Annotated in this window: 25 protein-coding genes; 6 read left to right on the top strand and 19 right to left on the bottom strand. The window is 76.7% G+C overall.

Annotated elements, in window-relative coordinates:
* Positions 1–282: 282 nt before the first annotated feature.
* From tyrS to pheS, 12 genes are all read right to left on the bottom strand, one after another.
* Positions 283–1,566 (bottom strand): tyrosine--tRNA ligase, encoded by a 1,284-nt coding sequence (gene tyrS, locus ACFO3M_RS04905; protein ID WP_387987088.1) that lies wholly within the window; start codon positions 1,564–1,566, stop codon positions 283–285.
* A complete protein-coding gene (locus ACFO3M_RS04900; protein ID WP_387987093.1) occupies positions 1,563–2,189 on the bottom strand; it encodes a DNA-3-methyladenine glycosylase in 627 nt (208 codons plus the stop codon). Before ACFO3M_RS04900 ends, tyrS begins: the two co-directional genes overlap by 4 nt.
* A gap of 17 nt (positions 2,190–2,206) precedes the next feature.
* Positions 2,207–3,652 carry an argininosuccinate lyase gene (gene argH / locus ACFO3M_RS04895; protein WP_387987085.1) on the bottom strand — a complete coding sequence of 482 codons (1,446 nt, stop codon included), beginning with the start codon at positions 3,650–3,652 and terminating at the stop codon, positions 2,207–2,209.
* Entirely contained in the window at positions 3,649–4,197 is a 549-nt protein-coding gene (locus tag ACFO3M_RS04890; protein WP_387987082.1) for an arginine repressor, read from the bottom strand. Before ACFO3M_RS04890 ends, argH begins: the two co-directional genes overlap by 4 nt.
* Positions 4,194–5,141, bottom strand: a complete 948-nt coding sequence (gene argF, locus ACFO3M_RS04885; protein ID WP_387987079.1) for an ornithine carbamoyltransferase — start codon at positions 5,139–5,141, stop codon at positions 4,194–4,196. The genes ACFO3M_RS04890 and argF overlap by 4 nt, the downstream gene beginning before the upstream one ends.
* Positions 5,138–6,328, bottom strand: coding sequence for an acetylornithine transaminase (locus ACFO3M_RS04880; RefSeq protein ID WP_387987077.1), 1,191 nt, complete (start codon positions 6,326–6,328; stop codon positions 5,138–5,140). Before ACFO3M_RS04880 ends, argF begins: the two co-directional genes overlap by 4 nt.
* Positions 6,325–7,359, bottom strand: a complete 1,035-nt coding sequence (argB, locus tag ACFO3M_RS04875; RefSeq protein WP_387987074.1) for an acetylglutamate kinase — start codon at positions 7,357–7,359, stop codon at positions 6,325–6,327. The genes ACFO3M_RS04880 and argB overlap by 4 nt, the downstream gene beginning before the upstream one ends.
* On the bottom strand, positions 7,356–8,507 hold the full coding sequence (argJ, locus tag ACFO3M_RS04870) for a bifunctional glutamate N-acetyltransferase/amino-acid acetyltransferase ArgJ (RefSeq protein WP_387987071.1): 1,152 nt from the start codon (positions 8,505–8,507) through the stop codon (positions 7,356–7,358). Before argJ ends, argB begins: the two co-directional genes overlap by 4 nt.
* Entirely contained in the window at positions 8,504–9,556 is a 1,053-nt protein-coding gene (argC, locus tag ACFO3M_RS04865) for an N-acetyl-gamma-glutamyl-phosphate reductase (protein WP_387987068.1), read from the bottom strand. Before argC ends, argJ begins: the two co-directional genes overlap by 4 nt.
* A 254-nt stretch (positions 9,557–9,810) precedes the next feature.
* On the bottom strand, positions 9,811–10,617 hold the full coding sequence (locus tag ACFO3M_RS04860; RefSeq protein ID WP_387987066.1) for an SDR family NAD(P)-dependent oxidoreductase: 807 nt from the start codon (positions 10,615–10,617) through the stop codon (positions 9,811–9,813).
* Positions 10,617–13,079, bottom strand: a complete 2,463-nt coding sequence (pheT, locus tag ACFO3M_RS04855) for a phenylalanine--tRNA ligase subunit beta (RefSeq protein WP_387987063.1) — start codon at positions 13,077–13,079, stop codon at positions 10,617–10,619. The genes ACFO3M_RS04860 and pheT overlap by 1 nt, the downstream gene beginning before the upstream one ends.
* Positions 13,080–14,147: a phenylalanine--tRNA ligase subunit alpha gene (gene pheS, locus ACFO3M_RS04850; RefSeq protein WP_387987060.1), complete on the bottom strand. Its 1,068-nt coding sequence runs from the start codon at positions 14,145–14,147 to the stop codon at positions 13,080–13,082. It abuts the gene before it with no gap.
* 224 nt (positions 14,148–14,371) lie between these two features.
* Here pheS and ACFO3M_RS04845 point away from each other — a divergent pair, with 224 nt between their 5' ends.
* Positions 14,372–15,214, top strand: coding sequence for an EamA family transporter (locus ACFO3M_RS04845; RefSeq protein ID WP_387987058.1), 843 nt, complete (start codon positions 14,372–14,374; stop codon positions 15,212–15,214).
* 66 nt (positions 15,215–15,280) lie between these two features.
* Complete coding sequence (locus ACFO3M_RS04840) at positions 15,281–17,629, top strand: diguanylate cyclase domain-containing protein (RefSeq protein ID WP_387987055.1); 2,349 nt, start codon at positions 15,281–15,283, stop codon at positions 17,627–17,629.
* Positions 17,630–17,679: 50 nt separating this feature from the next.
* Here ACFO3M_RS04840 and ACFO3M_RS04835 read toward each other — a convergent pair whose 3' ends face one another.
* The 7 genes from ACFO3M_RS04835 to ACFO3M_RS04805 all read right to left on the bottom strand — a co-directional run bounded on the left by ACFO3M_RS04835 (position 17,680) and on the right by ACFO3M_RS04805 (position 22,175).
* The gene (locus ACFO3M_RS04835) at positions 17,680–18,339 is read right to left on the bottom strand and encodes a TetR/AcrR family transcriptional regulator (protein WP_387987052.1); all 660 of its coding nucleotides are present in this window, start codon (positions 18,337–18,339) and stop codon (positions 17,680–17,682) included.
* Between the two features lie 124 nt (positions 18,340–18,463).
* Complete coding sequence (locus ACFO3M_RS04830; protein ID WP_387987049.1) at positions 18,464–19,039, bottom strand: DinB family protein; 576 nt, start codon at positions 19,037–19,039, stop codon at positions 18,464–18,466.
* A gap of 12 nt (positions 19,040–19,051) precedes the next feature.
* A complete protein-coding gene (locus tag ACFO3M_RS04825) occupies positions 19,052–19,843 on the bottom strand; it encodes a TrmH family RNA methyltransferase (protein ID WP_387987046.1) in 792 nt (263 codons plus the stop codon).
* A gap of 154 nt (positions 19,844–19,997) precedes the next feature.
* Positions 19,998–20,384 (bottom strand): 50S ribosomal protein L20, encoded by a 387-nt coding sequence (gene rplT, locus ACFO3M_RS04820; protein ID WP_075015337.1) that lies wholly within the window; start codon positions 20,382–20,384, stop codon positions 19,998–20,000.
* Positions 20,385–20,419: 35 nt separating this feature from the next.
* Entirely contained in the window at positions 20,420–20,614 is a 195-nt protein-coding gene (rpmI, locus tag ACFO3M_RS04815; RefSeq protein ID WP_387987043.1) for a 50S ribosomal protein L35, read from the bottom strand.
* Positions 20,615–20,762: 148 nt separating this feature from the next.
* Positions 20,763–21,293: a translation initiation factor IF-3 gene (gene infC / locus ACFO3M_RS04810; RefSeq protein ID WP_387987040.1), complete on the bottom strand. Its 531-nt coding sequence runs from the start codon at positions 21,291–21,293 to the stop codon at positions 20,763–20,765.
* A gap of 390 nt (positions 21,294–21,683) precedes the next feature.
* Positions 21,684–22,175: a PH domain-containing protein gene (locus tag ACFO3M_RS04805; protein WP_387987038.1), complete on the bottom strand. Its 492-nt coding sequence runs from the start codon at positions 22,173–22,175 to the stop codon at positions 21,684–21,686.
* 54 nt (positions 22,176–22,229) lie between these two features.
* Between ACFO3M_RS04805 and ACFO3M_RS04800 the strand changes: the two genes are divergently transcribed.
* From ACFO3M_RS04800 to ACFO3M_RS04785, 4 genes are all read left to right on the top strand, one after another.
* On the top strand, positions 22,230–23,294 hold the full coding sequence (locus tag ACFO3M_RS04800) for an MBL fold metallo-hydrolase (RefSeq protein ID WP_387987035.1): 1,065 nt from the start codon (positions 22,230–22,232) through the stop codon (positions 23,292–23,294).
* A 16-nt stretch (positions 23,295–23,310) separates the two neighbouring features.
* Positions 23,311–24,105 carry a GAF and ANTAR domain-containing protein gene (locus ACFO3M_RS04795; protein ID WP_387987032.1) on the top strand — a complete coding sequence of 265 codons (795 nt, stop codon included), beginning with the start codon at positions 23,311–23,313 and terminating at the stop codon, positions 24,103–24,105.
* Positions 24,105–25,553, top strand: coding sequence for a PP2C family protein-serine/threonine phosphatase (locus ACFO3M_RS04790; RefSeq protein ID WP_387987030.1), 1,449 nt, complete (start codon positions 24,105–24,107; stop codon positions 25,551–25,553). Before ACFO3M_RS04795 ends, ACFO3M_RS04790 begins: the two co-directional genes overlap by 1 nt.
* 77 nt (positions 25,554–25,630) lie before the next feature.
* Positions 25,631–26,776 (top strand): uroporphyrinogen-III synthase, encoded by a 1,146-nt coding sequence (locus ACFO3M_RS04785; RefSeq protein WP_387987027.1) that lies wholly within the window; start codon positions 25,631–25,633, stop codon positions 26,774–26,776.
* The last annotated feature ends 14 nt before the right edge of the window (positions 26,777–26,790 follow it).

Below are 26,790 nucleotides of genomic sequence, written 5' to 3'. Positions count from 1 at the left end.
TTTGTTACTTGGCACTGACTTTCGGCACGCTGTTGAGTTCTCAAGGAGCGGACGCACACCGACTCGACCCTCTCGGGCTTCCTCGGTGGCTGCTTGTTGTCCAACCCTGCGCCCGCCCGGAGTGTTCCCTCGAAGGGTCCTCCGCGCCGGCCCTCCCGGGCCGTGCGGCGCGCAGAGAGAAAGTTACGTGCCTGTCGGGAGCATGTCAAACCGGCTCGGCCGTGACGCCAGACACCGTTCCGGAACCGGCGTGTCACATGGCGGCAACGCGGCAGGACGTCCTCAGTGCGCGACGCGCTGCACCCCGGCGACGGATCGCTTGCCGCGGCGCAGCACCAGCCAGCCGCCCGGCAACCAGGCCTCCTCGCCCGGGACGATGTCGGCGTCGGTGACGCGCTCGTTGTTGAGGTACGCGCCGCCCTCCTTCACCGTGCGGCGGGCCTCGGACAGGCTCGAGACGAGGCCCGTCTGCTGGAGCAGCTGCGCGACGGTCGGCGTCCCGCCGTCGACGGTGACGCTGCCGGCCTCCCGCAGGGCGGCACCGAGGGTGTCGGCGCCGAGGGCGGTCAGGTCGTCCCGCCCGAACAGCGCGCGCCCGGCGGCCTCCGCCTGGCGGAGTTCCTCGGGCCCGTGGACGAGCGCGGTCAGCTCCTCGGCCAGGGCGCGCTGTGCCGCACGCGACGCCGGCCGCTCCCGGCTCTCGGCCAGGACCGCCTCGACCTCCTCGGCCGGCCGCTCGGAGAACTGCGGCAGCCAGGTGAGCGCGTCGGCGTCGTCGGCGTTGAGCCAGAACTGGAAGAAGGCGTAGGGCGAGGTGAGCGCGGGGTCGAGCCAGACGGTGCCGCTCTCGCTCTTGCCGAACTTCTGCCCGTCGGACTTAGTGACCAGCACGGTGGACAGGGCGTGCACCGCGGCCCCCTCCACCCGGCGGACCAGGTCGATGCCGGCGGTGAGGTTGCCCCACTGGTCCGAGCCACCGGTCTGCAGCGTGACGCCGTGGCGGCGGAACAGCTGCAGGTAGTCGTGCGCCTGGAGGATCTGGTAGCTGAACTCGGTGTAGCTGATGCCGGCCTCGGAGTTCAGCCGCGCGGACACCGCCTCCTTCGCCAGCATCCGGCCGACCCGGAAGTGCTTGCCGAGGTCGCGGAGGAAGTCGATGGCCGACAGCGGCTCGGTCCAGGTCAGGTTGTCGACGTAGACCGGCGCGGGCAGGCCCTCCTGCTCGGCCGGCCGGTCGAGGAAGGGCGCCAGCTGGCGACGGATGCTGTCCACCCAGCCGGCCACGGTGGAGCGGTCGTTGAGCTGCCGCTCGGCGGTCGGTCGCGGGTCGCCGATCAGCCCGGTGGCGCCGCCGACGAGGACCACGGGGTGGTGGCCGGCGCGCTGCAGCGCCCGCAGCACCATCACCTGGACCAGGTGCCCCACGTGCAGGCTCGGGGCGGTCGGGTCGAAGCCGCAGTAGTAGGTGACCGGTCCCTCGGCGAGGTGGGCGCGCAGGGCGTCCTCGTCGGTGGTCTGGGCGATGAGCCCGCGGCGCTGCAGTTCGTCGAGGACGGAGGAGGTCACGAGGTACCAGTCTGCCCGGCGGCGCGGCGCCGGCGTTGCCCGCCCGGGCGGAAGGCGCTCACCGACGGCGCCCCGGTCTCCCAGAACCGCCACGGCAGCTCGGTCGCCCGGCTGATCCCGACCCGGGGCCCGGCCGAGACGGCGGACGGCGGCTGCCCCGCGTGCAGCCGCACCGGCGAGGCGGGGTCGAGGACGTCGGCACCGCCGTCCTCCGGCCCGATCGCCAGCGCCGCGGTCAGCCGGGCCGGGCCGCGGGCCAGGTCCCGGGGCACGCGGGCGGAGGGACGGCGCAGGGCCGCGACCTGCTCCCCCACCACCACCTCGCCGGCGCGCAGCAGCACCGCCGAGCCGCGGCCGGCGGGACCGACGACGACGTTGGCGCACCAGTGCACGCCGTAGCTGAAGTACACGTACAGCCGCCCGGGCGGGCCGAACATGATCGCCGCGCGCGGGGTGGGGCCGCGGTGCGCGTGCGACGCCGGGTCCTCCCCCTCCCCCGAGTACGCCTCGACCTCGGTGAGCCGGACGGCGACGGTCCCCTCGGGCCGGTCGGTGACCACCCAGCAGCCCAGCAGCGCCGGGGCGACGTCGTCGACCGGCCCGAGCAGCTCCTCCGCCGTCAGCAGGCGGCCTGGCTGGCTCAGAGCGCGGCCGCCACGGGCGAGTCGGCCGACCAGCGACCGTGGGCGGCGACGACGTCCTTGAGCGCGGCCAGCTGGGCGGCGACCCGCTCGGGCGCCGTCCCGCCGCGGGTGTCCCGGGCGGCGAGCGCGCCGCGCACCGACAGCACCTCCCGGACGGCGGGGGTGAGCCGCTCGTCGATGCCGGCGAGCTGGTCGTCGTCGAGCTGGTCGAGCTCCAGGCCCGCGGCCTCGCAGACGGCGACCATCTCGCCGGAGATCTCGTGCGCCGACCGGAACGGCACGCCGTTCTTGACCAGCCACTCGGCGACGTCGGTGGCCAGCGCGAAGCCCTGCGGCGCGGCGGCCTCGAGCACCTCCGGGCGCAGGGTGAGCGTGGCGACCATGCCGGTGACCGCGGGCAGCAGGAGCAGCAGCTGCTCGAGGGAGTCGAAGACCGGCTCCTTGTCCTCCTGCAGGTCACGGTCGTAGGCCAGCGGCAGCCCCTTGAGCGTGGTGAGCAGGCCGGTGAGGTTGCCGACGAACCGGCCGGACTTGCCGCGCGCGAGCTCGGCGATGTCCGGGTTCTTCTTCTGCGGCATGATCGACGACCCGGTCGCCCAGGCGTCGTCGAGGCGGGCCCAGCCGAACTCGGTCGACGTCCAGAGCACGACCTCCTCCCCCAGCCGGGACAGGTGGACGCCGACCATCGCGGCGGCGAAGCAGAACTCGGCGGCGAAGTCGCGGTCGCTGACCGCGTCGATCGAGTTCTCCGCGGCCCGGTCGAAGCCGAGCTCGGCGGCGACGGCGTCGGGGTCCAGCGGCAGCGAGGACCCGGCCAGCGCGCCCGAGCCCAGCGGGCTGACGGCGGCGCGGCGGTCCCAGTCGAGCAACCGGTCGACGTCGCGGGCGAAGGCGTGCGCGTGGGCCAGCAGCTGGTGGCTGATCAGCACCGGCTGGGCGTGCTGCAGGTGGGTCATGCCGGGCGCGGGCACCTCGAGGTACCGCTCGGCCAGCCCCGTCAGGGCGTACTCCAGCGACGCCAGCTCACCGACCAGCGCGCGCACGTTGTGCCGCAGGTACAGCCGCAGGTCGGTGGCGACCTGGTCGTTGCGGGACCGGCCGGCGCGCAACTTGCCCCCGAGGGTGCCGAGCTTGGCGATCAGGCCGCGCTCGAGCGCCTCGTGCACGTCCTCGTCGGCCTCGACCGGCGCGAAGGTGCCCGCGGCGACCTCGGCCGACAGCTCGGTGAGCGCGCCGACCATCTGCCCGAGCTCGTCGTCGGTGAGCAGGCCGGCGCGGTGCAGCACCCGCGCGTGGGCGCGGGAGCCGGCGAGGTCGTAGGGGGCCAGCCGCCAGTCGACGTCGGTGGACTTCGACAGCGCCGCCATGGCCGGCGACGGCCCGCCGCCGAAGCGGCCGCCCCAGAGCCGGGTCTGCGAGGCGGGGGCGGTCGGGTCGGTCACGGGGCTGATCCTCCAGCGGGGTCGTCGGTCTCGTCGGTCAGGTGGGGCGGCTCGCCGGGTGCGCGGCCGGCCAGCGACCGCAGGCGCCGGGCGAGCGCCGCGCCGCCGTCGGGGTCGCGCGAGACGACGAGCAGCGTGTCGTCGCCGGCGATGGTGCCCAGGACGTCGGGCAGGCCCACCTTGTCCAGCGCCGAGGCGAGGAACTGCGCGGCGCCGGGCGGGGTGCGCAGCACCGCGAGGTTGGCGCTGCCGTCGGCGCTGGTGAGCAGGTCCCCGAGCAGCCGCGTGAGGCGGGCGGGGGCGGCCTGCGCGGGGCGCAGCGGGGCGTTCTCCGGCGGCAGCACGTAGGACGCCGGGGCGCCGTCGGAGCCGCGCAGCTTGACCGCGCCGAGCTCCTCCAGGTCGCGGGAGAGCGTGGCCTGGGTGACCTCGACGCCGGACTCGGCCAGCAGCGCGGCGAGCTGGGTCTGCGAGGTCACCGGCCGGGCGGCGATGAGCTCGGCGATGCGGGCCTGCCGCGCCGAGCGGGTCAGCGCCCCGGTCACGTGGATCGCTCCAGCAACCACGTGAGGAGGGCCTTCTGCGCGTGCAGCCGGTTCTCCGCCTCGTCCCAGACGACGCTCTGCGGGCCGTCGATGACGTCGGCGGCGATCTCCTTGCCGCGGTAGGCGGGCAGGCAGTGCAGCACGAGGGCGTCGTCGGCGGCGCGGGCCAGCGCGGCGTCGTCGACGGCGTAGGGCAGGAACGGCGCGACCCGGGTGTCGTACTCGTCCTCCTGGCCCATCGACACCCAGGTGTCGGTGGCGAGGACGTCGGCGCCGTCGGCGGCGGCCGCGGCGTCGGCGGTCCACTGGACCGAGCCGCCGGTCTCGGCGGCGATCTCCGCCGCCCTCTTCAGCACGTCGGGCGCCGGCTGGTACTCCTCCGGCGAGCCGATGCGCACGTGCATGCCGGCGGTCGCGCCGCCGAGGAGGTACGAGTGGGCCATGTTGTTGGCGCCGTCGCCGAGGTAGGTCAGCGACCGGCCGGCCAGCGAGCCCTTGTGCTCGGCCACCGTCTGCAGGTCGGCCAGGATCTGGCACGGGTGGAAGTCGTCGGTGAGCGCGTTGACCACCGGCACCCGGCTGGTGGCGGCCATGGTCTCGAGCCGGTCCTGGCCGAAGGTGCGCCACACGATCGCGGCGACCTGCCGGTCGAGCACGCGGGTGGTGTCCTCCACCGGCTCGCCGCGGCCGAGCTGGCTGGACCCGGCGTCGATCACCAGCGGGTACCCGCCGAGCTCGGCGACGCCGACCGAGAACGACACCCGGGTGCGGGTGGAGGGCTTGTCGAACAGCACGGCCACCGCCCGCGGCACGCCGTTCGCCGCGCGCAGCGGGGTGGGCGCGGCGTCGGTGTGCCGGGTGCGCTTGAGCTCGGCGGCCAGCGCGAGGACCTCGGCCTGCTCGCCGGGGGTGAGGTCGTCGTCGCGGGTGAGGTGCCGGGTCACGAGTCGGTCTCCTGCAGGGCGGTGTCGAGGGCGGCCGGCAGCGCGGCGACGAAGGCGTCGACCTGGCCGTCGGTGAGGACCAGGGAGGGCGCCAGGCGCAGCACGCCGGGGGCGACGGCGTTGGTGAGGAAGCCGGCCTCGCGCAGCGCGGCCTCCAGCGCGCCGGCGACCGGGGCGGTGAGGACGACGCCGAGCAGCGCACCCCTCCCCCGCACCCCGGAGACGCCGGGGTGCCCGAGGCCCTCGATGCCGGCGGTGAACCGGTGCTCGAGCTCCTTGGCGCGCTCGAGCAGGCCCTCGTCCCGCATCGTGTCGAGGACGGCGAGCGCGGCGGCGCAGGCGATCGGGTTGCCGCCGAACGTGGAGCCGTGCGAGCCGGCGGTCATGAGCTCCGCGGCGTCGCCGAAGGCGAGCGTGGCGCCGATGGGCAGGCCGCCGCCGAGTGCCTTGGCCATGGTGACCAGGTCGGGCTGCAGGCCGTCTGCCTGGTGGGCGAACCAGTGGCCGGTGCGGCCGGTGCCGGTCTGCACCTCGTCGACGGCGAACAGCGCGCCGGCGTCCGCGGCGGTGCGGGCGGCGGCGGCGAGGTAGCCCGGCGGCGGGGGCTGCACGCCGCCCTCGCCGAGCAGCGGCTCGAGCAGCACCATCGCGGTCCGGTCGCCGACCGCCCCGGCCAGCGCGTCGGCGTCGCCGTAGGGCACGTACCGGACGCCGCCGGGCAGCGGGGCGAACGCGGCGGCCTTGGACGGCTGGCCGGTGAGCGCGAGCGCGCCCATCGTGCGGCCGTGGAAGGCGCCCTCGGCGGTGACCACCTCGGGCCGCCCGGTGAGCCGGCTGATCTTGAAGGCGGCCTCGTTGGCCTCGGCGCCGGAGTTGCAGAAGAACACCCGCCCGGGCCGGCCGGCCAGCTCCAGCAGCCGCTCGGCGAGCGTGACGCCGGGCTCGTGCATCGCCAGGTTGGAGACGTGCCCGAGGGTCTGCGCCTGCCGGGTGATCGCCTCGACCACCCTCGGGTGGGCGTGGCCGAGGATCGTCGTCGCGATGCCGCCGAGCAGGTCGGTGTACTCGCGGCCGTCGACGTCCCAGACGGTCGCGCCCTCGCCGCGCGCGAGCGCGACCGGCGGGGTGCGGTAGTTGCCCATCATCACCGCCGACCAGCGGGTGGCCAGCTCCTCCGTGTGGGTCATGCCGGCTCCTCTCCGCTCAGTGAGTGGGCGGGGACGACCATCGTCCCGGTGCCCTCGGTGGTGAACATCTCCAGCAGCAGGGCGTGCGGGGTCCGGCCGTCGACGACGGTCGCCCGCTTCACCCCGCCCTCGACCGCCCGCAGGCAGGCGGCCATCTTCGGGATCATCCCGGCATCCAGCGTCGGGAGGATCTCGGCGAGCTCGGCGGCGTCGATCTGCTGCACCAGCGAGTCGCGGTCGGGCCAGTCGGCGTAGAGGCCCTCGACGTCGGTGAGGACGACGAGCTTCACCGCGCCGAGCGCCACGGCGAGCGCGGCGGCGGCGGTGTCGGCGTTGACGTTGTGCACCACGCCGTCGCGGTCGGGCGCGACCGTGGCGACCACCGGGATCTTCCCGGACTGCAGCAGCGCGGTGACCGGCGTCGGGTCGACGGCGACGACGTCCCCGACCCGGCCGACGTCGACCGGCTGCCCGTCGACGAGCGCCCGGGTGCGCTCGGCGGTGAACAGGCCGCCGTCCTCGCCGGACAGGCCGACCGCCAGCGGGCCGTGCTGGTTGACCAGCCCGACCACCTCCGGGGTGACCTGGCCGGTGAGCACCATGCGGACCACCTCGACGGTCTCGTCGGTGGTCACCCGCAGGCCGCCGCGGAACTCGCTCTCGATGCCGAGCCGGCCGAGCATCTCGGTGATCTGCGGGCCGCCGCCGTGGACGACGACGGGCAGGATGCCGCAGGTCCGCAGGAACACCATGTCCTCGGCGAAGGCCCGGCGGCACTCCTCGTCGACCATCGCGTGGCCGCCGTACTTGATCACCACGACGTTGCCGTGGAACTCCCGCAGCCACGGCAGCGCGCCGGTGAGGACGGCGACCTTGCGGGCGTCGCCCTCCGGGTCGTAGGTGCGCATGACCCGGGTGGTGCCGATCCGCCGGCGCGGCGGGGGCGCCTCGTCGACCCGGACGTCGGGCGGGGTGGGGTCCTCGTGGGTGTTCTCGTGGGTGTTCTCGTGGGTGTTCTCGTGGGTGCTCACGTCGAGTAGGCCGAGTTCTCGTGCACGTAGGCGAGGGACAGGTCGTTGGTCCAGATCGTGGCCTGCTCGGTGCCGGCGCCCAGGTCGACGTCGATGGTGATGGCCCGGCCGGTGAGGTCGACGCCCTCGCGCGGGTCGCCGATCGCGCCGCCCCGGCAGACGGTGACGCCGTTGATCGTGACGTCGACCCGGTCGGGCTCGAAGGCGGCGTCGGTGGTGCCGATCGCCGCCAGGACCCGGCCCCAGTTGGGGTCGTTGCCGAACAGCGCCGTCTTGAGCAGGTTGTTGCGGGCGCAGGCGCGGCCGGCGGTGAGCGCGTCCTCGACGGTCGCCGCGTTGCGCACGGTGATCGCGATGTCCTTGGTCGAGCCCTCGGCGTCGGCGAGCAGCTGCATGGCGAGGTCGGTGGCCGCGGCGGTGAGCGCCTCGGCGACCTCCTCCGCACCCGGGCCGACCCCGCTGGCGCCGTTGGCCATCGCCACGACGGTGTCGTTGGTGGACAGGCAGCCGTCGGAGTCGACCCGCTCGAAGCTGACAGCGGTGGCGGCCTTCAGCGCCTCCTGCAGCACGGCCGGGTCGACGGCGGCGTCGGTGGTGAGGACGACGAGCATCGTGGCCAGGCTCGGCGCGAGCATGCCGGCGCCCTTGGCCATCCCGCCGACCGACCAGCCGTCCCGCTCGACGACCGTCGTCTTGGGCACCGAGTCGGTGGTCATGATCGCCCGGGCGGCGTCGGGACCGCCCTCGGCCGACAGCGCCTTCGCCGCGTCGGTGACCCCGGGCAGCAGCCTGTCCATCGGCAGCCGGACGCCGATCAGCCCGGTGGAGGCGACCGCGACGTCGATGGCGCCCAGCCCCAGCTGCTCGGCGGTGTGCTCGGCGGTGGCGTGGGTGTCCTGGAAGCCCTCGGGGCCGGTGCAGGCGTTGGCGCCGCCGGAGTTGAGGACCACCGCGCGCAGCCGGCCGGTGGCCAGCACCTGGCGGCTCCACTGCACCGGCGCGGCCGAGAAGCGGTTGGTGGTGAAGACGGCGGCGGCGTCGTCCCGCGGCCCGACGTTGACGACCAGCGCGACGTCGGCCGCGCCGGTGCTCTTCAGCCCGGCCGCGACGCCGGCGGCCCGGAAGCCCTGCGGTGCGGTGACGCTCACGGGGCCACCCCCACCAGCGGCAGGCCCGCGGTCTCGGGCAGCCCGAGGGCGACGTTGGCGCTCTGGATCGCGCCGCCCGCGGTGCCCTTGGTGAGGTTGTCGACCGCGGCGACGACGACCAGCCGGCCGGCGTCCGGGTCGACCGCGACCTGCACCGCGACGGTGTTGGCGCCGAGCACCTGCGCCGTCGTCGGCCACCGGCCCTCGGGGAGCAGGTGCACGAACGGCTCGTCGGCGTAGGCCTTCTGGTAGGCGGCCCGCGCGGCGTCGGCGTCGATCCCGGGCCGCAGCGGCGCCGAGCAGGTGGCGAGGATGCCCCGGCTCATCGGCACCAGGGTCGGGGTGAAGCTGATCCGCACCGGGCCCCCGGCGGCCGCGCCGAGGGTCTGCGCCATCTCCGGGGTGTGCCGGTGCACGCCACCGACGCCGTAGGCGCTGACCGAGCCCATCACCTCGCTGCCGAGCAGGTGCGGCTTGGCCGCCTTGCCCGCGCCGGAGGTGCCCGAGGCGGCGACCACGACGACGTCCGGCTCGACCAGCCCGGCGGCCAGCGCCGGGGCCATGGCGAGGGTGACCGAGGTCGGGTAGCAGCCGGGCACCGCGATCCGCCGCGCGCCGGCCAGCCGCTCCCGCTGGCCGGGCAGCTCCGGCAGGCCGTAGGGCCACGTCCCCGGGTGCGGCGTGCCGGCGTCGCCGCCGTACCAGCGGGCCCAGGCGGCCGGGTCCTGCAGCCGGTGGTCGGCGCCGCAGTCGACGACCAGGGTGTCCGGGGACAGCTGCGCGGCGATCGCGGCCGACTCCCCGTGCGGGAGCGCGAGGACGACGACGTCGTAGCCGGCGAGGTCCTCGGGCGCGCTCGACCGGACCTCGAGGTCGGCGAAGGGCAGCAGGTGCGGCTGCAGCTCACCCAGGCGTCGGCCGGCGCTGCTGTTCGCGTGCACCCCGGCCAGGCGGAGGTGCGGGTGCCCGGCCAGCAGCCGGCACACCTCTCCCCCCGCGTACCCGGTGGCGCCGGTGACCCCGACCGTCCACGTCTGCCCTGTGTCCACGATGCATGACCATACAGGACCGTGCATGACCTTTCATGGCCGGGTCCCCGCGTGCTCTCGCGCACGCTCGTGCTCTGCCCAGGGAGGTGTGCAGAGCACGGAGGGAGGGGACGCCCCGGGGTCCTGCGCGCAGTCGTGCTCCGCCCACAGGGGTGGGCAGAGCACGAACGTCCGGCGCGGGAGGTGCCGGCTCCGGCCTCCGTGCTCTGCCCCCGGAGGCGGGGCAGAGCACGACCGCGCCCGGACGAGGGCGGTCAGGCCAGCGGGTCGCCGTCGCCGTACGGGAGCAGCCGCAGCTTCCGCGCGTCGTCGGCCGGCTCCGTGGCGCGCAGCGTGTCGAGGTCGTCGACCCCGGCGCGGAAGAACCGCCCCGACCACTGGTCCAGCTCCCCGGCGGCGATGGCCACCACCAGGTCGACGACGTCCTCGGGACGGGTCCAGTCGGTGCGGCCCTCGTGCATCGGCATGGCGCGGGTCATCGCGGTGTCGACGACGCCCGGCGCCAGGTCGAACGCCCGCACGCCGTGCGCGGCACCGGCCAGGTCGATCGACTCGGTGATGCGCATCTGCGCGGTCTTGCCCGCCGAGTAGGCGCTGTAGTGCGGGTTGGCGCGGGTGCTGATCCCGCTGGCCAGGTCGACCACCCGGCCGCCGCCGACGGCGACCATCCCGGGCAGGACCGCGCGGGAGACGAGGAACGGCCCGCGCACCTGGCTCTCCACGACCTCCCACCACTGGTCGGGGTCGGCCTCCCACAGCGGCACCTCGGCGGCGTCGATCAGGCCGGCGTTGTTCACCAGCAGCCCGATCGGCCCGAGCTCGCGGACCACCTCCGCGACGGCGGCGTCGACGGCGGCGCGGTCGGTGACGTCGGCGGGCAACGCGAGGGTGCGGGCACCGGTGGCGGCGGCGACCTCGGCCATCGCCGTCCGCAGCCGCTCCGCGCCGCGGGCGACGCCGGCGACGGCGGCCCCGCGGGCGGCCAGCCCCTCGGCCAGGTGCCGGCCGATGCCCGCCGACGCCCCGGTGACGAGTGCGACCAGGCCGGTGAGGTCCGCCATCAGTCGCCGCTGCGCAGGGTGATCCCCTGCAGCTCGACGACGGCGACGATGCCCTCGCGCACCCGGGCGACGTCCTCGGCGGTCAGCGTGCGGTCCGGCGCGCGCAGCACCAGGGAGTACGCCAGCGACCGCGACCCGGCCGGGACCGGCGGGCCGGAGTACACGTCGAACAGGCGGACCGCCTCGAACAGCTCCCCCGCGCCCCCGCGGACCAGCGACTCGACGTGCGCGGCGGTGATCTCGTCGGGCACGACGAAGGCCAGGTCGAGGAAGACCGGCGGGAACGTCGAGATGCGCGGCCCCACCGGGACGGGCGCCGGCGGGAACGCGTCGACGTCGAGCTCCATCACCGAGGTGCGGGCCGGCAGGTCGAGGGCGGCGCACACCCGCGGGTGCAGCTCACCGGCGTACCCGACCACCCGGTCGTCCACGACCAGCTCCGCGCAGCGCCCCGGGTGCCAGGGGGCCTGCTCGCCGGGGCGGACGAACAGCTCCACGCCCGCGGCGGCGGCCACCAGCCGGGCGGCCTGGACGGCGTCGGCCCAGCCCGCGGCCCGGCCCGGGCCCCACCAGCCGCGCGGCTCGCGCTGCCCGGTCAGCGCCACGGCGACGTGCCAGGGCTGGTCGGGCACCGCGCCGAGCAGGGCGGCGAGGGTGTCGTCGTCGGGCCGGCGGTCGACGCCGGGCAGCGGCGCGGGGGTGCGCCGGTCGCCCGGGAAGACCGCGCCGTGCTCGAACAGGGCGACGTCGCGGCGGCCGCGGGAGAGGTTGCGGGCCAGCGTCGCGAGCAGGCCGGGCAGCAGCGTGGTGCGCAGCGCCGGCTCCTCCTCCGACAGCGGGTTGCGCACGAGCACGACCCGGCGGCGCGGGTCGTCGTCGGCGAGGCCGAGCGCGTCCAGCGCCGGGGTGCCGACGAACGGGTAGGACGGCGCCTCGACGTAGCCGGCCTCGGCCAGCGCGCGGCCCACCGTGCGACGGCGGCGCTGGGTCTCGGTGAGCCCGCGCCCGGGCGGGGCGGTGGGCAGCACCGAGGGGACGTCGTCGTAGCCGGCCAGCCGGACGACCTCCTCGACCAGGTCGGCCGGGTCGGTGAGGTCCGGGCGCCACGACGGCGGCGTGACGGTCAGCGAGCCGCCGTCGGCCTCCACCGCGCAGCCGACCGCGCCGAGCAGCTCGACCACCTGGGCGGGTGAGTAGGGCACGCCGGAGACCCGGCCGGGCCTCGCGGCGTCCAGCGCGATCGACGGGCGGGGGGCGCGGGTGTCGACGTCGACCAGCGCGCCGACGACGCGGGCGCCGCCGTGCTCGGCGAGCAGCTCCGCGGCGCGGGCGAGCGCGGCGACGGTCATCTCCGGGTCGACGCCGCGCTCGAAGCGGCGGGCGGCCTCGCTGGGCAGCCGGTGCCGGCGGGCGGTGCGCGCGACGCCGGTGGGCTCCCAGTGCGCCGCCTCGAGCAGCACGTTCGTGGTGCCGTCGCCGATCTCGGTCGAGGCGCCGCCCATCACCGCGGCCAGCCCGATCGGGCCGGTGTCGTCGGTGATGAGCAGGTCGTCGCCGGACAGCGCCCGGTCGGCGCCGTCGAGGGTGGTCAGCCGCTCGCCCTCGCGGGCCCGGCGGACGACGATCGGGCCGGTCACGGCGTCCCGGTCGAAGGCGTGCATCGGCTGGCCGAGCTCGAGCATCACGTAGTTGGTGACGTCGACGGCCAGGGAGATCGAACGGACGCCCGACTGGGCCAGCCGGCGGCGCATCCACCAGGGGCTGGGCCGGGTCGGGTCCAGCCCCTCGAGCGCGACCATGGAGAACCGGTCGCAGCGGTCGGCGTCGGCGACGGTCACCTCCCACGCCGGCTCGCCGGACCAGGCGGCCGGCGCCGCCGCGCCCGGGTCGCGCCACGGCACGCCCAGGCCGGTGCCCACCTCGCGGGCGATCCCGCGCATGGACAGGCAGTAGCCGCGGTCGGGGGTCACGTTGAGCTCGATGACGACGTCGTCGAGGCCCACGACGGGGCGGGCGTCGGCGCCGGGCTCGAAGCCCTCGCCCAGCACCAGGATCCCGGCGTGGTCCTCGCCGATGCCGAGCTCGCGGACCGAGCAGATCATCCCGTCGGAGACGTGGTCGTAGGTCTTCCGCGCGGCGATCTCGAACCCGCCGGGCAGCACGGCGCCGGGCAGCGCGACGACGACGCTGTCCCCCGCGACGAAGTTGCTCGCCCCGCAGACGATCCCGCGCGGGGCGCCCTCGCCGACGTCGACCTGGCACCACCGGATCGGCTTCTTGAAGCCGGTGAGCTCCTCGATCTCCAGCACCCGGCCGACCACGAGCGGGCCGGTGACCTCGGCCGGGGTGTGGACCTCCTCGACCTCCAGGCCCAGCCGGACGAAGGCGGCGTCGAGGTCCTCGACGGGAGTCCCGGCGGGGACGTCGACGTACTCGGCCAGCCAGCCGACGGGGACCCGCATCTACAGCTCCACTCCGAACGCACTCGTGAACCGGACGTCGCCCTCGACGATGTCGCGCATGTCGCCGACGCCCGAGCGGAACTGCAGCGCCCGCTCGATGCCGACGCCGAAGGCGAAGCCGCTGTACTCCTCGGGGTCGACGCCGCAGGCGACGAGCACCCGCGGGTTGACCATCCCGCAGCCGCCCCACTCGACCCAGCGCGGGCCGTCGCGGTGCTCGGGGAACCAGACGTCGAACTCGGCCGAGGGCTCGGTGAACGGGAAGTACGACGGCCGCCAGCGGGTGACCGCCTCGGGGCCGAACAGCGCCCGCGCGAGGTGGTCGAGGGTGCCGCGCAGGTGCGCCATCGTCAGCCCGCGGTCGACGGCCAGGCCCTCGACCTGGTGGAAGACCGGGGTGTGCGTCGCGTCGAGCTCGTCGGTGCGGTAGACCCGCCCGGGCGCGACGACGTACACCGGCGGCGTCCGGGACAGCAGCGTGCGGGCCTGCACCGGGCTGGTGTGCGTGCGCAGCACCAGGCCGGAGTCCTCGGGGGCGACGAAGAGGGTGTCCATCATCGTGCGCGCCGGGTGGTCGCGGCCGATGTTGAGCGCGTCGAAGTTGAACCACTCGGCCTCGAGCTCGGGGCCGTCGGCCACCTCGTAGCCCATGCCGACGAACACGTCGGCGATCCGCTCCTGCAGCGTGGTCAGCGGGTGGCGGGCGCCGCGCGGGGTGCGGTCCCAGGGCAGGGTGACGTCGACCCGCTCCTCGGCCAGCGCCCGGGCGTCGCGCTCGGCCTCGAGCTCGGCCCTCCGCGTCTCGTACGCCTCGGTGACGGCGACCCGCGCCGCGTTCACCCGCTTGCCGGCGTCGGCGCGGGCGGCCGGCGGCAGCGCGCCGAGCTCGCGGCGGGCCAGCGGCACGGGCGCGCGGTCGCCGAGGTGGGCCGGGCGCACGGCGGCCAGCGCCTCGAGGTCGCCCGCTCCCGCGAAGGCCTCCCGCGCCGCTGCGACGGCGGCGTCGAGGGCCTCGGCGGACAGGGCCGCGACCTGCTTCGGGTCGTAGGGGTCGTTGGCGCCGGACACGGGAGGCCATTCTGCCCGGCGGCCCCGGGACGTCGCTGCCGGGTTTGCCGCGACCGCCCGACGGCCGCTCGTGCCCGCCGCCACCCCGCCCGGGATCGGCGGTCCCGTGGCCACCGGGCGCGGACGGCCACGGGATCGCCGGTCCCGGTGCCGGCGGGAGGACGGGGGCCGGCGGCTGCCAGGATCGGCGGGACGGCGGGACGACGACGCGGGAGGCGCACCGGATGGCGATGGTGCTGGCGCTGGCCTCGGCCGTCGTCTACGGGATGGCCGACTTCTGCGGGGGGATCGCCAGCCGCCGGGCCGCCGCGGCCGCCGTCGTCGCGCTGTCGCAGGCGGCCGGGCTGGTCGCCGTCGTGCTGCTGCTCCCCTGGCTCGGCGGCAGCCCCACGCCGGCCGACCTGGGCTGGGGCGCGGCCGCCGGTGTCGCCGGCGGGGCCGGGCTGCTGCTGTTCTACCGCTCGCTGGCCACCGGGGTGATGAGCGTGGTGGCCCCGGTGACGGCGGTGGCGGCCGCGGCGCTGCCGGTGGTCGGCGGCCTGCTGCTCGGCGAGCGGCTCGGCGTCCTGGCCGCGCTCGGCATCCTGCTCGCGCTGGTCGCGGTGGTGCTCGTGGCGGCCGAGGGCGGGCTGTCCTCGCTGCGCGCCGCGCGGCTGGGCACCGTCGCGCCGGCGCTGGCCGCCGGCGCCGGCTTCGGGCTGTTCTTCGTGCTGCTGGACCGCACCGGCGGGGACTCGGGCCTGAGCCCCCTGCTGGCCGCCCGTGTCGTGTCGGTGCTGCTGATCGGCGGGCTCGCGCTGGCGTCGGGCCGCTCGCTGCTGGTGTCCCGCGGGGTGCTGCCGGTGGTGGTGCTCGCCGGCGTCGGCGACATGACGGCCAACGCGCTGTTCCTCGTCGCCACCCAGGTCGGCGAGCAGCTGGCGATCACCGGGGTGCTGGCGTCGCTGTACCCGGCGAGCACGGTCGTGCTGGCGCAGGTCGTGCTGCGCGAGCGGCTGGCCGGGGCGCAGCGCGCCGGGCTGGCCGTCGCGGCGGCCGCCGTCGTCCTCATCGCGCTGCCCGCCTGACCCTCCCGGGGGAGCCGGGCGGACCGACGGGTGTCGCCCCGGGGGTCCGCTGCCGACAACCGGGACGTGACCCGCCCCCACGAGGCACCGGCGCCCTCCGGATCCGACCCCGTCCTCGCCGACGCCCTGCGCGGCGTGCGCAGCGTCTTCCAGCCCATCGTCGAGATCGACACCGGGCGGGTCGTCGCCTACGAGGCCCTCGCGCGCGGCCCGGTCGGCCCGCTGGAGCGGCCCGACGCGCTGTTCGCCGCGGCCCGCGGCGCCGGCCGGCTCGCGGAGCTGGACGAGGCCTGCCGCGCGGCCGCCTTCCGCGGCGCCGTCGACGGCGGGCTCGTGGCGCCGCTGACCGTCTTCGTCAACGTCGAGCCCGAGGTGCTCGACACCGCACCGCTGGCCGACCTCGTCGCCATCGCCGAGGGCGCGCCCGGCGACCTGCGGGTGGTCATGGAGATCACCGAGCGGGCGATCGCGGCCCGGCCGGCCGAGCTGCTGCGCACCGTCGAGCGGGTCCGGGAACTGGGCTGGGCCATCGCCGTCGACGACGTCGGCGCCGAGTCGATGTCGCTGGCGTTCCTGCCGCTGCTGTGCCCCGACGTCGTCAAGCTCGACCTGCGCCTGGTGCAGGAGCGCCCGGGCCCGGCGATCGCCGAGATCGTGAACGCGGTCAACGCCTACGCCGAGCGCAGCGGCGCCGTGGTGCTCGCCGAGGGCATCGAGACCGCCGGGCACCTGGCCTACGCCCGCGGGCTGGGCGCCACCCTCGGCCAGGGCTGGCACCTCGGCCGCCCCGGCCCGGGCGCCGCCCCGGGGTTGCCGGTCGGCGAGCTGGTGCTGCCCGGCGCCGGCCGGCCCACCGGCGCGGTCGGCGCGGTCTCCCCCTTCGCCTGCCTGCCCGACGACGTCCCGCTGCGCCGCGCGCCCAAGGCCCTGCTCATCGAGCTGTCCAAGCAGCTGGAGCGGGAGGCCATGCGCCTGGGCGAGACCTGCGTGGTGGCCGCGACCTTCCAGGAGGCGCGCCACTTCACCGTCGCCACGACCCAGCGCTACCGCGACCTGGCCGAGCGCACCGGCTTCGTCTGCGCGCTGGGCGAGGACCTGCCGGTGGAGCCGCTGCCGGGCGTGCGCGGCGCGCACCTCGCCGACGACGACCCGGTGCGCGGCGAGTGGGACGTCGCCGTCCTGTCCCCGCACTTCAGCGCCGCGCTGCTGGCCCGCGACCTCGGCGACGACGGGCCCGACCTGGAGCGCACGTTCGAGTACGCGCTGACCTACGAGCGCACGACGGTGTCCCGCGCGGCGTCGTCGCTGCTGTCCCGGGTGGCCCCGCGCGCCGGCGGCACCGTGCCCGCGGCGGCCGTCGCGCCCCGGCCGGCGGTGGTGGCGAGCCCGGCGGCCGCCGCGCTGGCCGTGGGCACCACGCAGGCGGAGGCGCTGCTGCGGCGGGCGCTGGAGGCCACGCCGAGCGGGGTGACCGTCGTCGACGTGCGGCTGCCCGACCAGCCGATCGTCTACGCCAACGAGGCCTTCCGGCAGCTGGCCGGCCTGTCCTCGGACGAGATCCTCGGCCGCAACTGCCGGCTGCTGCAGCACCCCGACACCGACCCGGGCGCGGTCGCCCGCGTCCGCGCGGCGGTCGACGCCGGGCAGCCGTGCCGGGAGACGCTGCTCAACGTCCGCGGCCCCGGGCGGACGCCGTGGTGGAACGAGCTGCACCTCGCGCCGGTGCACGACGCCGACGGCACCGTCGTCCAGTACATCGGCGTGCAGGTGGACGTCACCGCGCGCGTGGAGGCGGAACGGGCCCTGGTCCGCGAGCGCGACCGGACGTCGGCCGCGCTGGCCCGCATCCAGGAGCTGGCCTACACCGACCCGCTGACCGGGCTGCCCAACCGGCGCCGGCTGGAGGAGCAGGTGGAGGCCGCGATCTGGGAGGCCCGCGCCCGCGGCGACGCGCTCGGCCTGCTGTTCGTCGACCTCGACGGGTTCAAGGCGGTCAACGACCGGCTCGGCCACGCCGCCGGCGACGAGCTGCTGCAGGTGGTCGCCCGCCGGCTGCGCGAGCGCGTCCGCCGCCGCGACCTGCTGGCCCGCCTCGGCGGCGACGAGTTCCTCGTCGCGCTGCCGGACCTGCGGCCGGAGACGGCGCCGGAGGAGGCGCGGCGGGTCGCCGACGAGCTCACCGCCTCGATCCGCCGGCCGGTGCCGCTGCACGGCACCGAGGTGCACGTGGACGCGAGCATCGGGGTCAGCGTCTGCCCCGCCGACGGCGTCGCGTTCGCCGACCTGCTGCACCGCGCCGACCTGCGCATGTACGACCGCAAGGCGGTCACCCGCGGCGCCGCCACCCGGGCCGCCACCGCGCGGGCCGCCGCGGGCGCCGCGCGGGTGCCGCGGCGGGAGCCGGCCCTGCCGTAGGGATGCGCCCCGGAGGTCCGCCCGCGCACGGTGACGTCGCGGGCGTTCCCTCAGGCGGGCGGCAGCAGGCCGACCAGTCCCCCGGCGGCCAGCGCGGTCAGCTGCTCGACCAGCTCGGCGGCGGGCACCTCGCGGGTGCCCGACCACCAGTGCGCGGCCAGCTGCACCATGCCGACGACGCCGTAGGCCCACGTCGTCACGGCACCGGTGGGCCGGCCCGCGGCGGCCAGCCGCTCGCCGAGCAGCGCCGCCAGCGCGCCGGCGACCTCCCGCTCGGTGGCGGCCACGAGGTCCGGGCGCCCGGCGCGGCCGGCCGAGGCGTAGGCGAAGCGGTAGAGCTCCGGCTCGTCCTCGACCAGCAGCACGAACGCGGCGATGACTGCGCGCAGCCGCTCGACGTCGTCGCGGCGCTCGGCGGCCAGCTCCCCCAGCAGCCGCGGCAGCAGGACCGCCGAGGAGATGCGCTCGAGGACGGCGTCGACCAGCTCGTCCTTGTCGGTGAAGTAGCGGTAGATGACCGTCTTGGACACCCCGGCGGCGCGGGCGACGTCGTCGACGGCGAACCCCGGGCCGGCCGCGCGGACCGCCTCGACGGCGGCGGCGACGAGTTCCTCGCGGCGGGCGCGGCGGTGCTCGGTCCAGCGGGCGCGCCGCCCGTCCGCGGCCGGCCGCGGGTCGCCGTCGAGCCGTTGCCTGGGTCCCACGGTCACGGCCGCCCTCCCCCACGGAGACACCCGCCGACCCGAGGAGGCCGGCAGACCTGCACCCTGCCGTCCGCGCCCCGTGGCGGGAAAGCGTCGGCACCCGTCCGGCTCCCGCCGCGGCGCGCCGCCCTCACCGGAACATCGCCGCGGCCTCCTCGACCACCGCGACGTAGGCGGCCCGGTCGGCGTCGCCGTCGCGGGTGAGGTTGTCGTCGTCCCGCCGCAGGCCGGCCGCGCCGTCGAGGCCCTCGCGCAGCACGTCGGCGTGCCCGGCGTGGCGGGACACCTCGGCCAGCACGTGCACCAGCAGCGTGTGCAGCGTGGGGTGCCGCCGCTCCTCGGGCCACCACGGCACCTCGCCGGTGGCGTCGAGCGGCAGCGCGGCGACCGAGGCGTCGGCGTGCGCGGTGGCGCGGGCGTACAGCGCCAGGACGTCCTCGCGGGACTCGTCGGCGCGCACCCACAGGTCGTCGTCCCCGGCGTCGGGGTCGTCCCAGACCATCGGCTCCGGGAACGGCCGGCCCACGACGTTGCCGAGGTAGCCGGCCTCCACGCAGGCCAGGTGCTTGACCAGGCCGAGCAGGTTGGTGCCGGTGGCCGTCAGCGGCCGGCGGACGTCGTACTCGGACAGCCCCTCGAGCTTCCACAGCAGCGCCTCGCGGGCGGTGCTGAGGTAGCGCAGCAGCACGGCCTTCGCGTCGTCCACGCGGGCAGCCTCTCAGCCCTGGGCGAGCTGCGTCGCGTAGAGGCAGATCGCCGCGGCGGCGGCCAGGTTGAGGCTCTCGGCGCGGCCGCGCATCGGGATCCGCACCCGGGCGTCGGCGGCTGCGGCCAGCTCCGGCGGCACCCCGCGCGCCTCGTTGCCGAACAGCCACAGCACCGGCCCGGCGAGGGCGTCCCCCAGCTCGTCGAGCGCGGCCTCGCCCCCGCCGTCGGCGGCCAGCACGGTGACCCCGCGCGCCTGCAGGCCGGCGACCAGCGGCTCCAGCGGCGCACCCCGGACGACGTCGACGTGGAACAGGCTGCCGGCGCTGGAGCGGACCGCCTTGCCGCCGTAGGGGTCGGCGGACCCGGCGCCGAAGACCACCGCGCCGGCGCCGCAGGCGTCGGCGGTGCGCAGCACGGTGCCGGCGTTGCCGGGGTCGGCCAGGCCGGCCAGGCCGACGGCCAGCGCGGGCGGGTCGGCGGTCAGCCGGTCGGCGGGCATGTCGCGCAGCGCGCAGACGGCGACCAGGCCCTGCGGCGTCACGGTCTCGGACAGGCCCGCGACGGCCCTCTCGGTGACCAGCCGGACGGGGACGGTGGTGCCGGCGAGCAGGTCGCGGTGCGCGGCGGCCGCGGCCTCGGTGGCGAACACCTCGCGGACGTCGTCCGGTGCGGTGGCCAGTGCCTCGGAGACCGCCTGGCGGCCCTCGGCGAGGAAGGCGCCCGCGGCGTCGCGGCCGGCGCGCCGGGTCAGCTTGCGCGCGGCGGCGACCCGGCCCGACCGCTCGGTCAGCAGCTCGCTCACGTCGTCTCCCCTCGTCGGGATCGGCGGTCCCGTGGCCATCGGGCGCTCATCGCCACGAGACCGCCGGTCCCGCGCGCACACGGGCCCCACACGCACCGACGCCGCCGGCGCCGGCCCAGGTGGGCCGGTCACCGACGGCGTCGGGAGGGAGTGCCTACGCGGCCTGCTCGCCGCCGGCCGGGGCCGCCGCGACGGCGGCCCGGGCGGTCTCCACCAGGGCGGCGAAGGCGGCCGGCTCGTTGACCGCGAGCTCGGCGAGCACGCGGCGGTCGAGCTCGATGCCGGCCAGCTTCAGGCCCTGCATGAACCGGTTGTAGGTCATGTCGTTCTGCCGCGCCGCGGCGTTGATGCGGGTGATCCACAGCTTGCGGAAGTCACCCTTGCGCGCCTTGCGGTCGCGGTAGTTGTAGGTGGCCGAGTGGAGGATCTGCTCCTTGGCCTTGCGGTACAGGCGCGAACGCTGACCGCGGTACCCGCTGGCGGCCTCGAGGGTCGTCCGGCGCTTCTTCTGGGCGTTGACCGCCCGCTTCACGCGTGCCACGTGAGAACTCCTTGCTGGTTACGGGAGGCGGGGGCTCAGATGCCCAGCAGCTTCTTGATGGTCTTGCTGTCGGCCGGGGACATGACCTGGTCCTTCTCCAGCCGGCGCTTGCGCCGCGAGCTCTTGTGCTCGAACTTGTGCTGGTTGTTGGCCTGCTCCCGCATGATCTTGCCGGTGCCCGTGACGCGCACCCGCTTCGCGGTGCCCTTGTGGGTCTTCTGCTTCGGCATGTCCTCGTCGTCCTGTTCGTGGGTGTCGGCGCCGCCCGGCAGCACGAGGCTGCCGAGACGACGCCGGCCGTCTCGGTGGTGCGTGGTCGGCCCTCCTGCAGGGGCCCGCCGCGAGCGTGCGAGCGGTGGGGGGCAGGAGGGTCCTTCCTCAGGCCGTCGGGGTCTGCCCCTCGGCGGCCCGGTCGGCCTTGGCCTGACGGCGGGCGCCGTCGGTCGCGGCCTGGTTCCGGTGCGGGGCGATCACCATGACCATGTTCCGGCCGTCCTGCTTCGGGTTGGACTCGACGACGCCCAGCTCGGAGACGTCGCCGGCCAGCCGCTGCAGCAGGCGGTAGCCCATCTCGGGCCGCGACTGCTCGCGCCCGCGGAACATCACGGTGATCTTGACCTTGTCGCCCGCCTTGAGGAAGCGCTCGACGTGGCCCTTCTTGGTCTCGTAGTCGTGCGGGTCGATCTTCAGGCGCAGCCGCATCTCCTTGATGACGGTGAGCGCCTGGTTCCGCCGGGCCTCGCGGGCCTTCTGGGCGGACTCGTACTTGAACTTCCCGTAGTCCATCAGCTTGACGACCGGCGGCCGGGCCATCGGCGCGACCTCGACGAGGTCGAGCTCGGAGTCCTGCGCCAGGCGCAGCGCCTCGCCGATCGGCACGATGCCGACCTGCTCGCCCTCCGGGCCCACCAGGCGGACCTCGGGGACGCGGATACGGTCGTTGATACGGGGCTCGGTGATGGCCTCTCCTCTGCTCTGTCACACGGGAGGAGGTCGCGCCCACCCGGGCACCGGAGACGGCGAGGGCCCCGTGAGCGGGTGCTCACAGGGCCCGTCTCGCCGGTGCGGCACCGGCCCGTCGCCGGGCCGGGCACGTCGCGGAGGACCGGCCGGGGCAGGCCGGACTCCCGCGAACCGGGGACCTGGGCACCTCGACGGCGCCAGGTGGGAGCGGGCTCCTCTTGGTCAGCGGCCCGGGGCGGGGCCGCTGGAGTGGTTCACGCGCCTCGTGTAGCGGGGAGGCACGCTCATGCTACAGCGTCGCGGACGCTGCAGGTATTCCGGGAGCCGGGACGCCGCTCACTCGTGCAGCAGCGGGCCGTGCGCCGGCGCGGGACGGGCGGCGACGTCGGCGGCCAGCAGCGCCCGCAGCCCCTCGACGGCGGTGGCCGCGCGCTCGCCGTCGACCGCCTGCAGCGCCGTCATCGCCATCGCGTCGCCGTTGGCGAGCTCCAGCGTGGCCACCCACGCCCGGCGGTCGAACCGGACGCCGCGCACCGCCGCCCAGGGCAGCGTCCGCTGCCCGAGCAGGTTCCGCACCCGGATGCCCGAGGCGTCGGCGTCGACCCGCGGCCGGCCCAGCAGCAGGATCCCCGCGCCGACGAACAGGCCGATCCCGGCGATGGCCACGCGGTCGGCGGCGTCGAAGGGGTTGAGCTCGTCCGAGGGGTGGGTGACGAGCGCGGTGACGACCATGACGACGACGACCGTGACGGCGAGCAGCGTGCAGACCACCCGCATGAGGAGGGGGACGGCGGAGATCCGGGCGGGGGTGGTGGGCGGCGTCGGCACGCCCCCATGGTCCCAGCCCGGCGCGCGCCGCCGGGGCTGGCAGAGTGCCGGGGCGTGGACGCGAGCGGCGTGGAGGTGACCGGCCGGGCGCAGCGCGCCGCGTGGCGCGAGCGGTCGGTGCCCGCCGTCGAGCGGGTGCGGCCGGGCCTGTGGTCGGTGCCGGTGCCGATGGGCGGCCCGCTGCGGTGGGTCAACGCCCACGTGCTCGAGCTGGCCGGCGGCGGGCTGGGCCTGGTCGACACCGGCTGGGACGCCGACGACAGCTGGGCGGCGCTGTGCGCCGGGCTGGCCGGGATCGGCGCCGGCGTCCGCGACGTCCGCGGCGTGCTGGTCACCCACATGCACATGGACCACGTCGGCCTGGCCGGCCGGGTGCGGGAGGCCTCGGGTGCGTGGGTGGCGATGCACCCGGCCGACGCCCGCGACCTGACCGCCTTCACCGCCCGCTCGCCCGAGGAGTCCACCGAGGTGGAGGTCGCCTTCCTCGTCGGGCTGGGCGCCCCCGAGCCGGACGCCCGCGCGGACGCCGGGACGCCGGAGGAGCGCGCGCGGTGGCGGCGGCTGGCGCTGCCCGACCGGCTGCTCGAGGACGGCGACCGCGCGGACCTGCCCGGCTGGTCGCTGCGCGCCGTCCACACGCCCGGCCACACCGCCGGGCACCTGTGCTTCGCCGACGAGGCCACCGGCCTGTTCTTCGCCGGCGACCACGTCCTGCCCCGCATCAGCCCGAACGTCTCGACGCACGCCGGCGGCGCCGCCGACCCGCTGCGCGACTACCTGTCCTCGCTGGAGCGGGTCGCCGGGGAGGAGGCCGGCGAGGTGCTGCCCGGCCACGAGTGGCGCTTCCGCGGCCTGGCCGGCCGGGCCCGCGAGCTGCGGGCGCACCACGAGCGCCGGCTGGCCGAGCTGCTGGCCGCGGTCCGGGCGCACCCGGGGAGCACCCCGTGGGACCTGGCCGCACACCTGACGTGGTCGCGGCCGTGGTCGCAGTACGAGCGGCGGATGCGGATCTTCGCCGTCACCGAGACCGACGCCCACCTGCGGCTGCTGGTCACCCGCGGCCTGGTCGTCGGCGACGGCGCGCGGGTGCCGCGCTACGCGGCGGCGCACCTGCGCTGATCCGGCACTAACCTGGGTGCCCACAGGTCGCGGCACCTCGAAGAAGCGGGTGGCCGCGGCCGGTCCCCGCGAGGTGCCCGTGTCCCAGGACGCCACCCGATCCCTCCCCCTGGCCGACGAGCTGTCGGTCGTCTCCGCGCGCGTGGCCGGGCTGCTGCTCTCCGAGGAGACCGTCGCCACCGCACTGGGCCTGGTCGGCTCCCTCGTGCTGCAGACCGTCCCGGCGGCGGCCGGCGCGGGCGTCTCGATCGTCGACCGCACCGGGCGGCGGTCGTCGGGCTCCACCGATCCGGTGGTCGAGCGCGCCGACGCGCTGCAGTACGAGCTCGACGAGGGGCCGTGCCTGGCCGCGGCCGCCGGGCGGGTGCTCGTGCGGGCCGACGACCTGCGCGCCGAGCCCCGCTGGCCGCACTGGGCCGCCGCGGCGGTCGAGCTCGGCCTGCTGTCCACCCTGAGCGTGCCGCTGGTGGCCGGGGACCGGACGCTGGGAGCCCTCAAGGTCTACGGCGCCGACCCCGGCGTCTTCACCGACCACGACGCGCAGGTGCTCACCCTGTCCGCGGCGCAGGCCGCCCTGCTGGTCACCCACGTCACGGCCCGGGAGCAGGCCCGCCGGGCCAGCGACGACCTGCGGAGGGCCGTGACGACGCGCGACGTCGTCAGCACCGCCAAGGGGGTGCTCATGGCCCGGCACGGCGTCGGCGAGGAGACCGCGCTGGCCATGCTGCTGTCCCGCTCAGGAGGGGACGCCGGCACGCTGCGGCAGGCGGCCCGGGCGGTGGTCGACTCGGCCGTCCGCCGGCTCCGCTGATGGTCGCCGCCGGCGTCCCCGACGAGGACCGGCGCACCGTGCTCGTGGCCGCGCTCCGGCACGCCGAGCTCACCCTCGAGCAGCTGTGGCTGCGGTACTTCGAGCTCGGCGGCAACGCCGACCTGTTCGACGTCGAGGCCCACCTGGACGGGCTGGCGCGGCTGTCCGACCTCGACGGCGACCTGCTGGCCGTCGCGGTCAACGAACGGCTCGACGAGCTGTCCGCGGCCCGCCGGGTGCCCTACTCCCGGCCGCTGCGCCCGCCCCGGCCCACCACCGGGCCGCTGGCGGCGCTGCTGCAGCTGCTCGAGGCCGCCCGCACCGCCCCGCCGGACCGGCTGCCGCAGCTGGCCGCGGGGGCCGGCCGGGTGCTCGGCGTCGACGTCACGGTGCACGTCGTCGACCACGAGCAGCGCCGGCTGGTGCAGCTGCCCGGCGAGGGCCGCAGATCCGGCGAGCCGGTCGCCGTCGACGGCACCCTGCCGGGACGCGTCTTCCAGTCCGGGCAGCTGCTGCCGTCGGAGGCCGGGGGGCTGCCGCGCCTGTGGGTGCCGCTGCTCGACGGCGCCGACCGGGTCGGCGTCCTGGAGGTGCGGGTGGAGGCCGCCCGGGACCTGGAGGACCCCGGCCTGCGCGAGCAGTGCTGGTGGCTGGCCTCGATGGTCGCCCACCTGGTCACCTCGATGGGCGTCTACGGCGACGTGCTCGAGTGCACCCGGCGCACCCGGCCGCGGACGCCGTCGGCCGAGCTGGTCTGGCAGCAGCTCCCCCCGCTGACCGCCGCGACCGACGCCTTCGTCGTCGCCGGCCTGCTGGAACCCAGCGCCGCCGTCGGCGGGGACGCCTTCGACTACGCGCTCGCCGAGGACGCGGTGTGGCTGACCGTGCTCGACGCCATGGGGCACGGCCTCGGGGCGGGGCTGATGAGCGCCGCGACGCTCGCCACCGCCCGCAGCGCGCGGCGGGACGGGCGCGGCCTGCACGACCAGGTCCGCGCGGTGGACGAGGTGGTCGCCGCGACGTTCCCCGGCAGCGCCTTCGTCACCGGGGTCCTCGCCCAGCTCGACGTCGCCACGGGGCGGCTGCGCTACGTCCGCGCCGGGCACCCGCCGCCGCTGCTGCTGCGGCGCGGGCGGGTGGTCAAGGAGCTCAGCGCGGGCGGGCGGGTGCCCCTCGGGCTCGGCACGCCGGCGTTCGAGGTCGCCGAGGAGGTGCTCGAGCCCGGGGACTGGCTGGTGCTCTACACCGACGGCGTCACCGAGGCGCGCGACGCCGCGGGACGGTGGTTCGGCGAGCAGCGGCTGGTCGAGTTCCTCACCCGGGCGGTCGCGGCCGGGCACCCCCCGCCGGAGACCGTGCGCCGGCTGGTGCGCGCGGTCCTCGACCACCAGGGCGGCGTGCTGCAGGACGACGCCAGCATCCTCATCGCCTCCTGGACCACCCGCTGACCGGTCGCGCCCCCGCGGCCGGCCGGCCGAGCAGGGGCCGTCACACGACCGCGACGCCCACCGGCCACCATGGACCGGTGACCTCCTCCCCCGACGCCCCGGCGCTCGCGACCGGTCCGGAGCAGGCAGCCGGCCCCGCGCCGCTGGCCGGGTACACCGTGGCGGTCACCGCCGCGCGGCGGCGGGAGGAGCTCGGCGCGCTGCTCGACCGCCGCGGCGCCCGGGTGGTGTACGCCCCGGCGATCCGGATCGTGCCGCTGGCCGACGACGCCGAGCTGGTCGCCGCCACCGAGGCGGTGCTCGCCGCGCCGGTGGACCTGGTGGTCGCGACGACGGGGGTGGGCTTCCGCGGGTGGCTGGAGGCGGCCGAGGCCTGGGACCTGCCGCTGGTCGGGCACCTGCGCGGCGCCCGGGTGCTCGCCCGCGGCCCCAAGGCGCGCGGCGCCATCCGCGGCGGCGGGCTGGTCGACGCGTGGTCGCCGGCGTCGGAGTCGTCGGCCGAGGTGCTCGAGCACCTGCTGTCCGGCGCGGAGGGCCCGCTGGAGGGGCGCCGGGTCGCCCTCCAGCTGCACGGCGACCCGCTGCCGGAGTTCGTCGACGCGCTGCGCGCGGCCGGCGCCGAGGTGCTGACCGTGCCGGTCTACCGGTGGGTGCTGCCCGAGGACGTCGCGCCGCTGCGCCGGCTGGTCGGCCAGGTCCTGGCCCGCGCGGTCGACGCGGTGACCTTCACCAGCGCGCCGGCCGCCGCCAGCCTGCTGTCGGTGGCCGCCGAGCTCGGCCGGCGGGACGAGCTGGTCGCCGCGCTGACCGGCGGGGTGCTGCCGGTGGCCGTCGGTCCGGTCACCGCCGGCCCGCTGACCGCCGCCGGCATCCCGACGCTGCAGCCCCAGCGCTCCCGGCTGGGCGCGCTGGCCCGCGAGGTCGTCGCCCGGCTGCCCGAGCGGGACCCGGTGCTGCGGGTCGGCCGGGCCGCGCTGCAGGTGCGCGGGCACGCCGCCGTCCTCGACGGCCGCCTGGTGGAGCTGCCGCCGGGGCCGATGGCGGTGCTGCGGGCGCTGGCCGCCCGTCCCGGCGCCGTCGTCGCCGAGGCCGACCTGGTGCCCGGGCTGCCCGGCGGCGGGGACGGGCACGCGGTGGAGATGGCGGTGACCCGGCTGCGCGCCGCGCTCGGGCCGGGCGTCGTCGAGACCGTCGTCGAGCGCGGCTACCGCCTGGCCGTCTGAGCCCCGTGCCCTCC

The sequence above is a fragment of the Geodermatophilus arenarius genome, assembly GCF_042654585.1.
In the GTDB taxonomy this organism is placed as follows: Bacteria; Actinomycetota; Actinomycetes; order Mycobacteriales; family Geodermatophilaceae; genus Geodermatophilus; species Geodermatophilus arenarius.
This window is presented reverse-complemented; position numbering and strand designations above follow the sequence as displayed.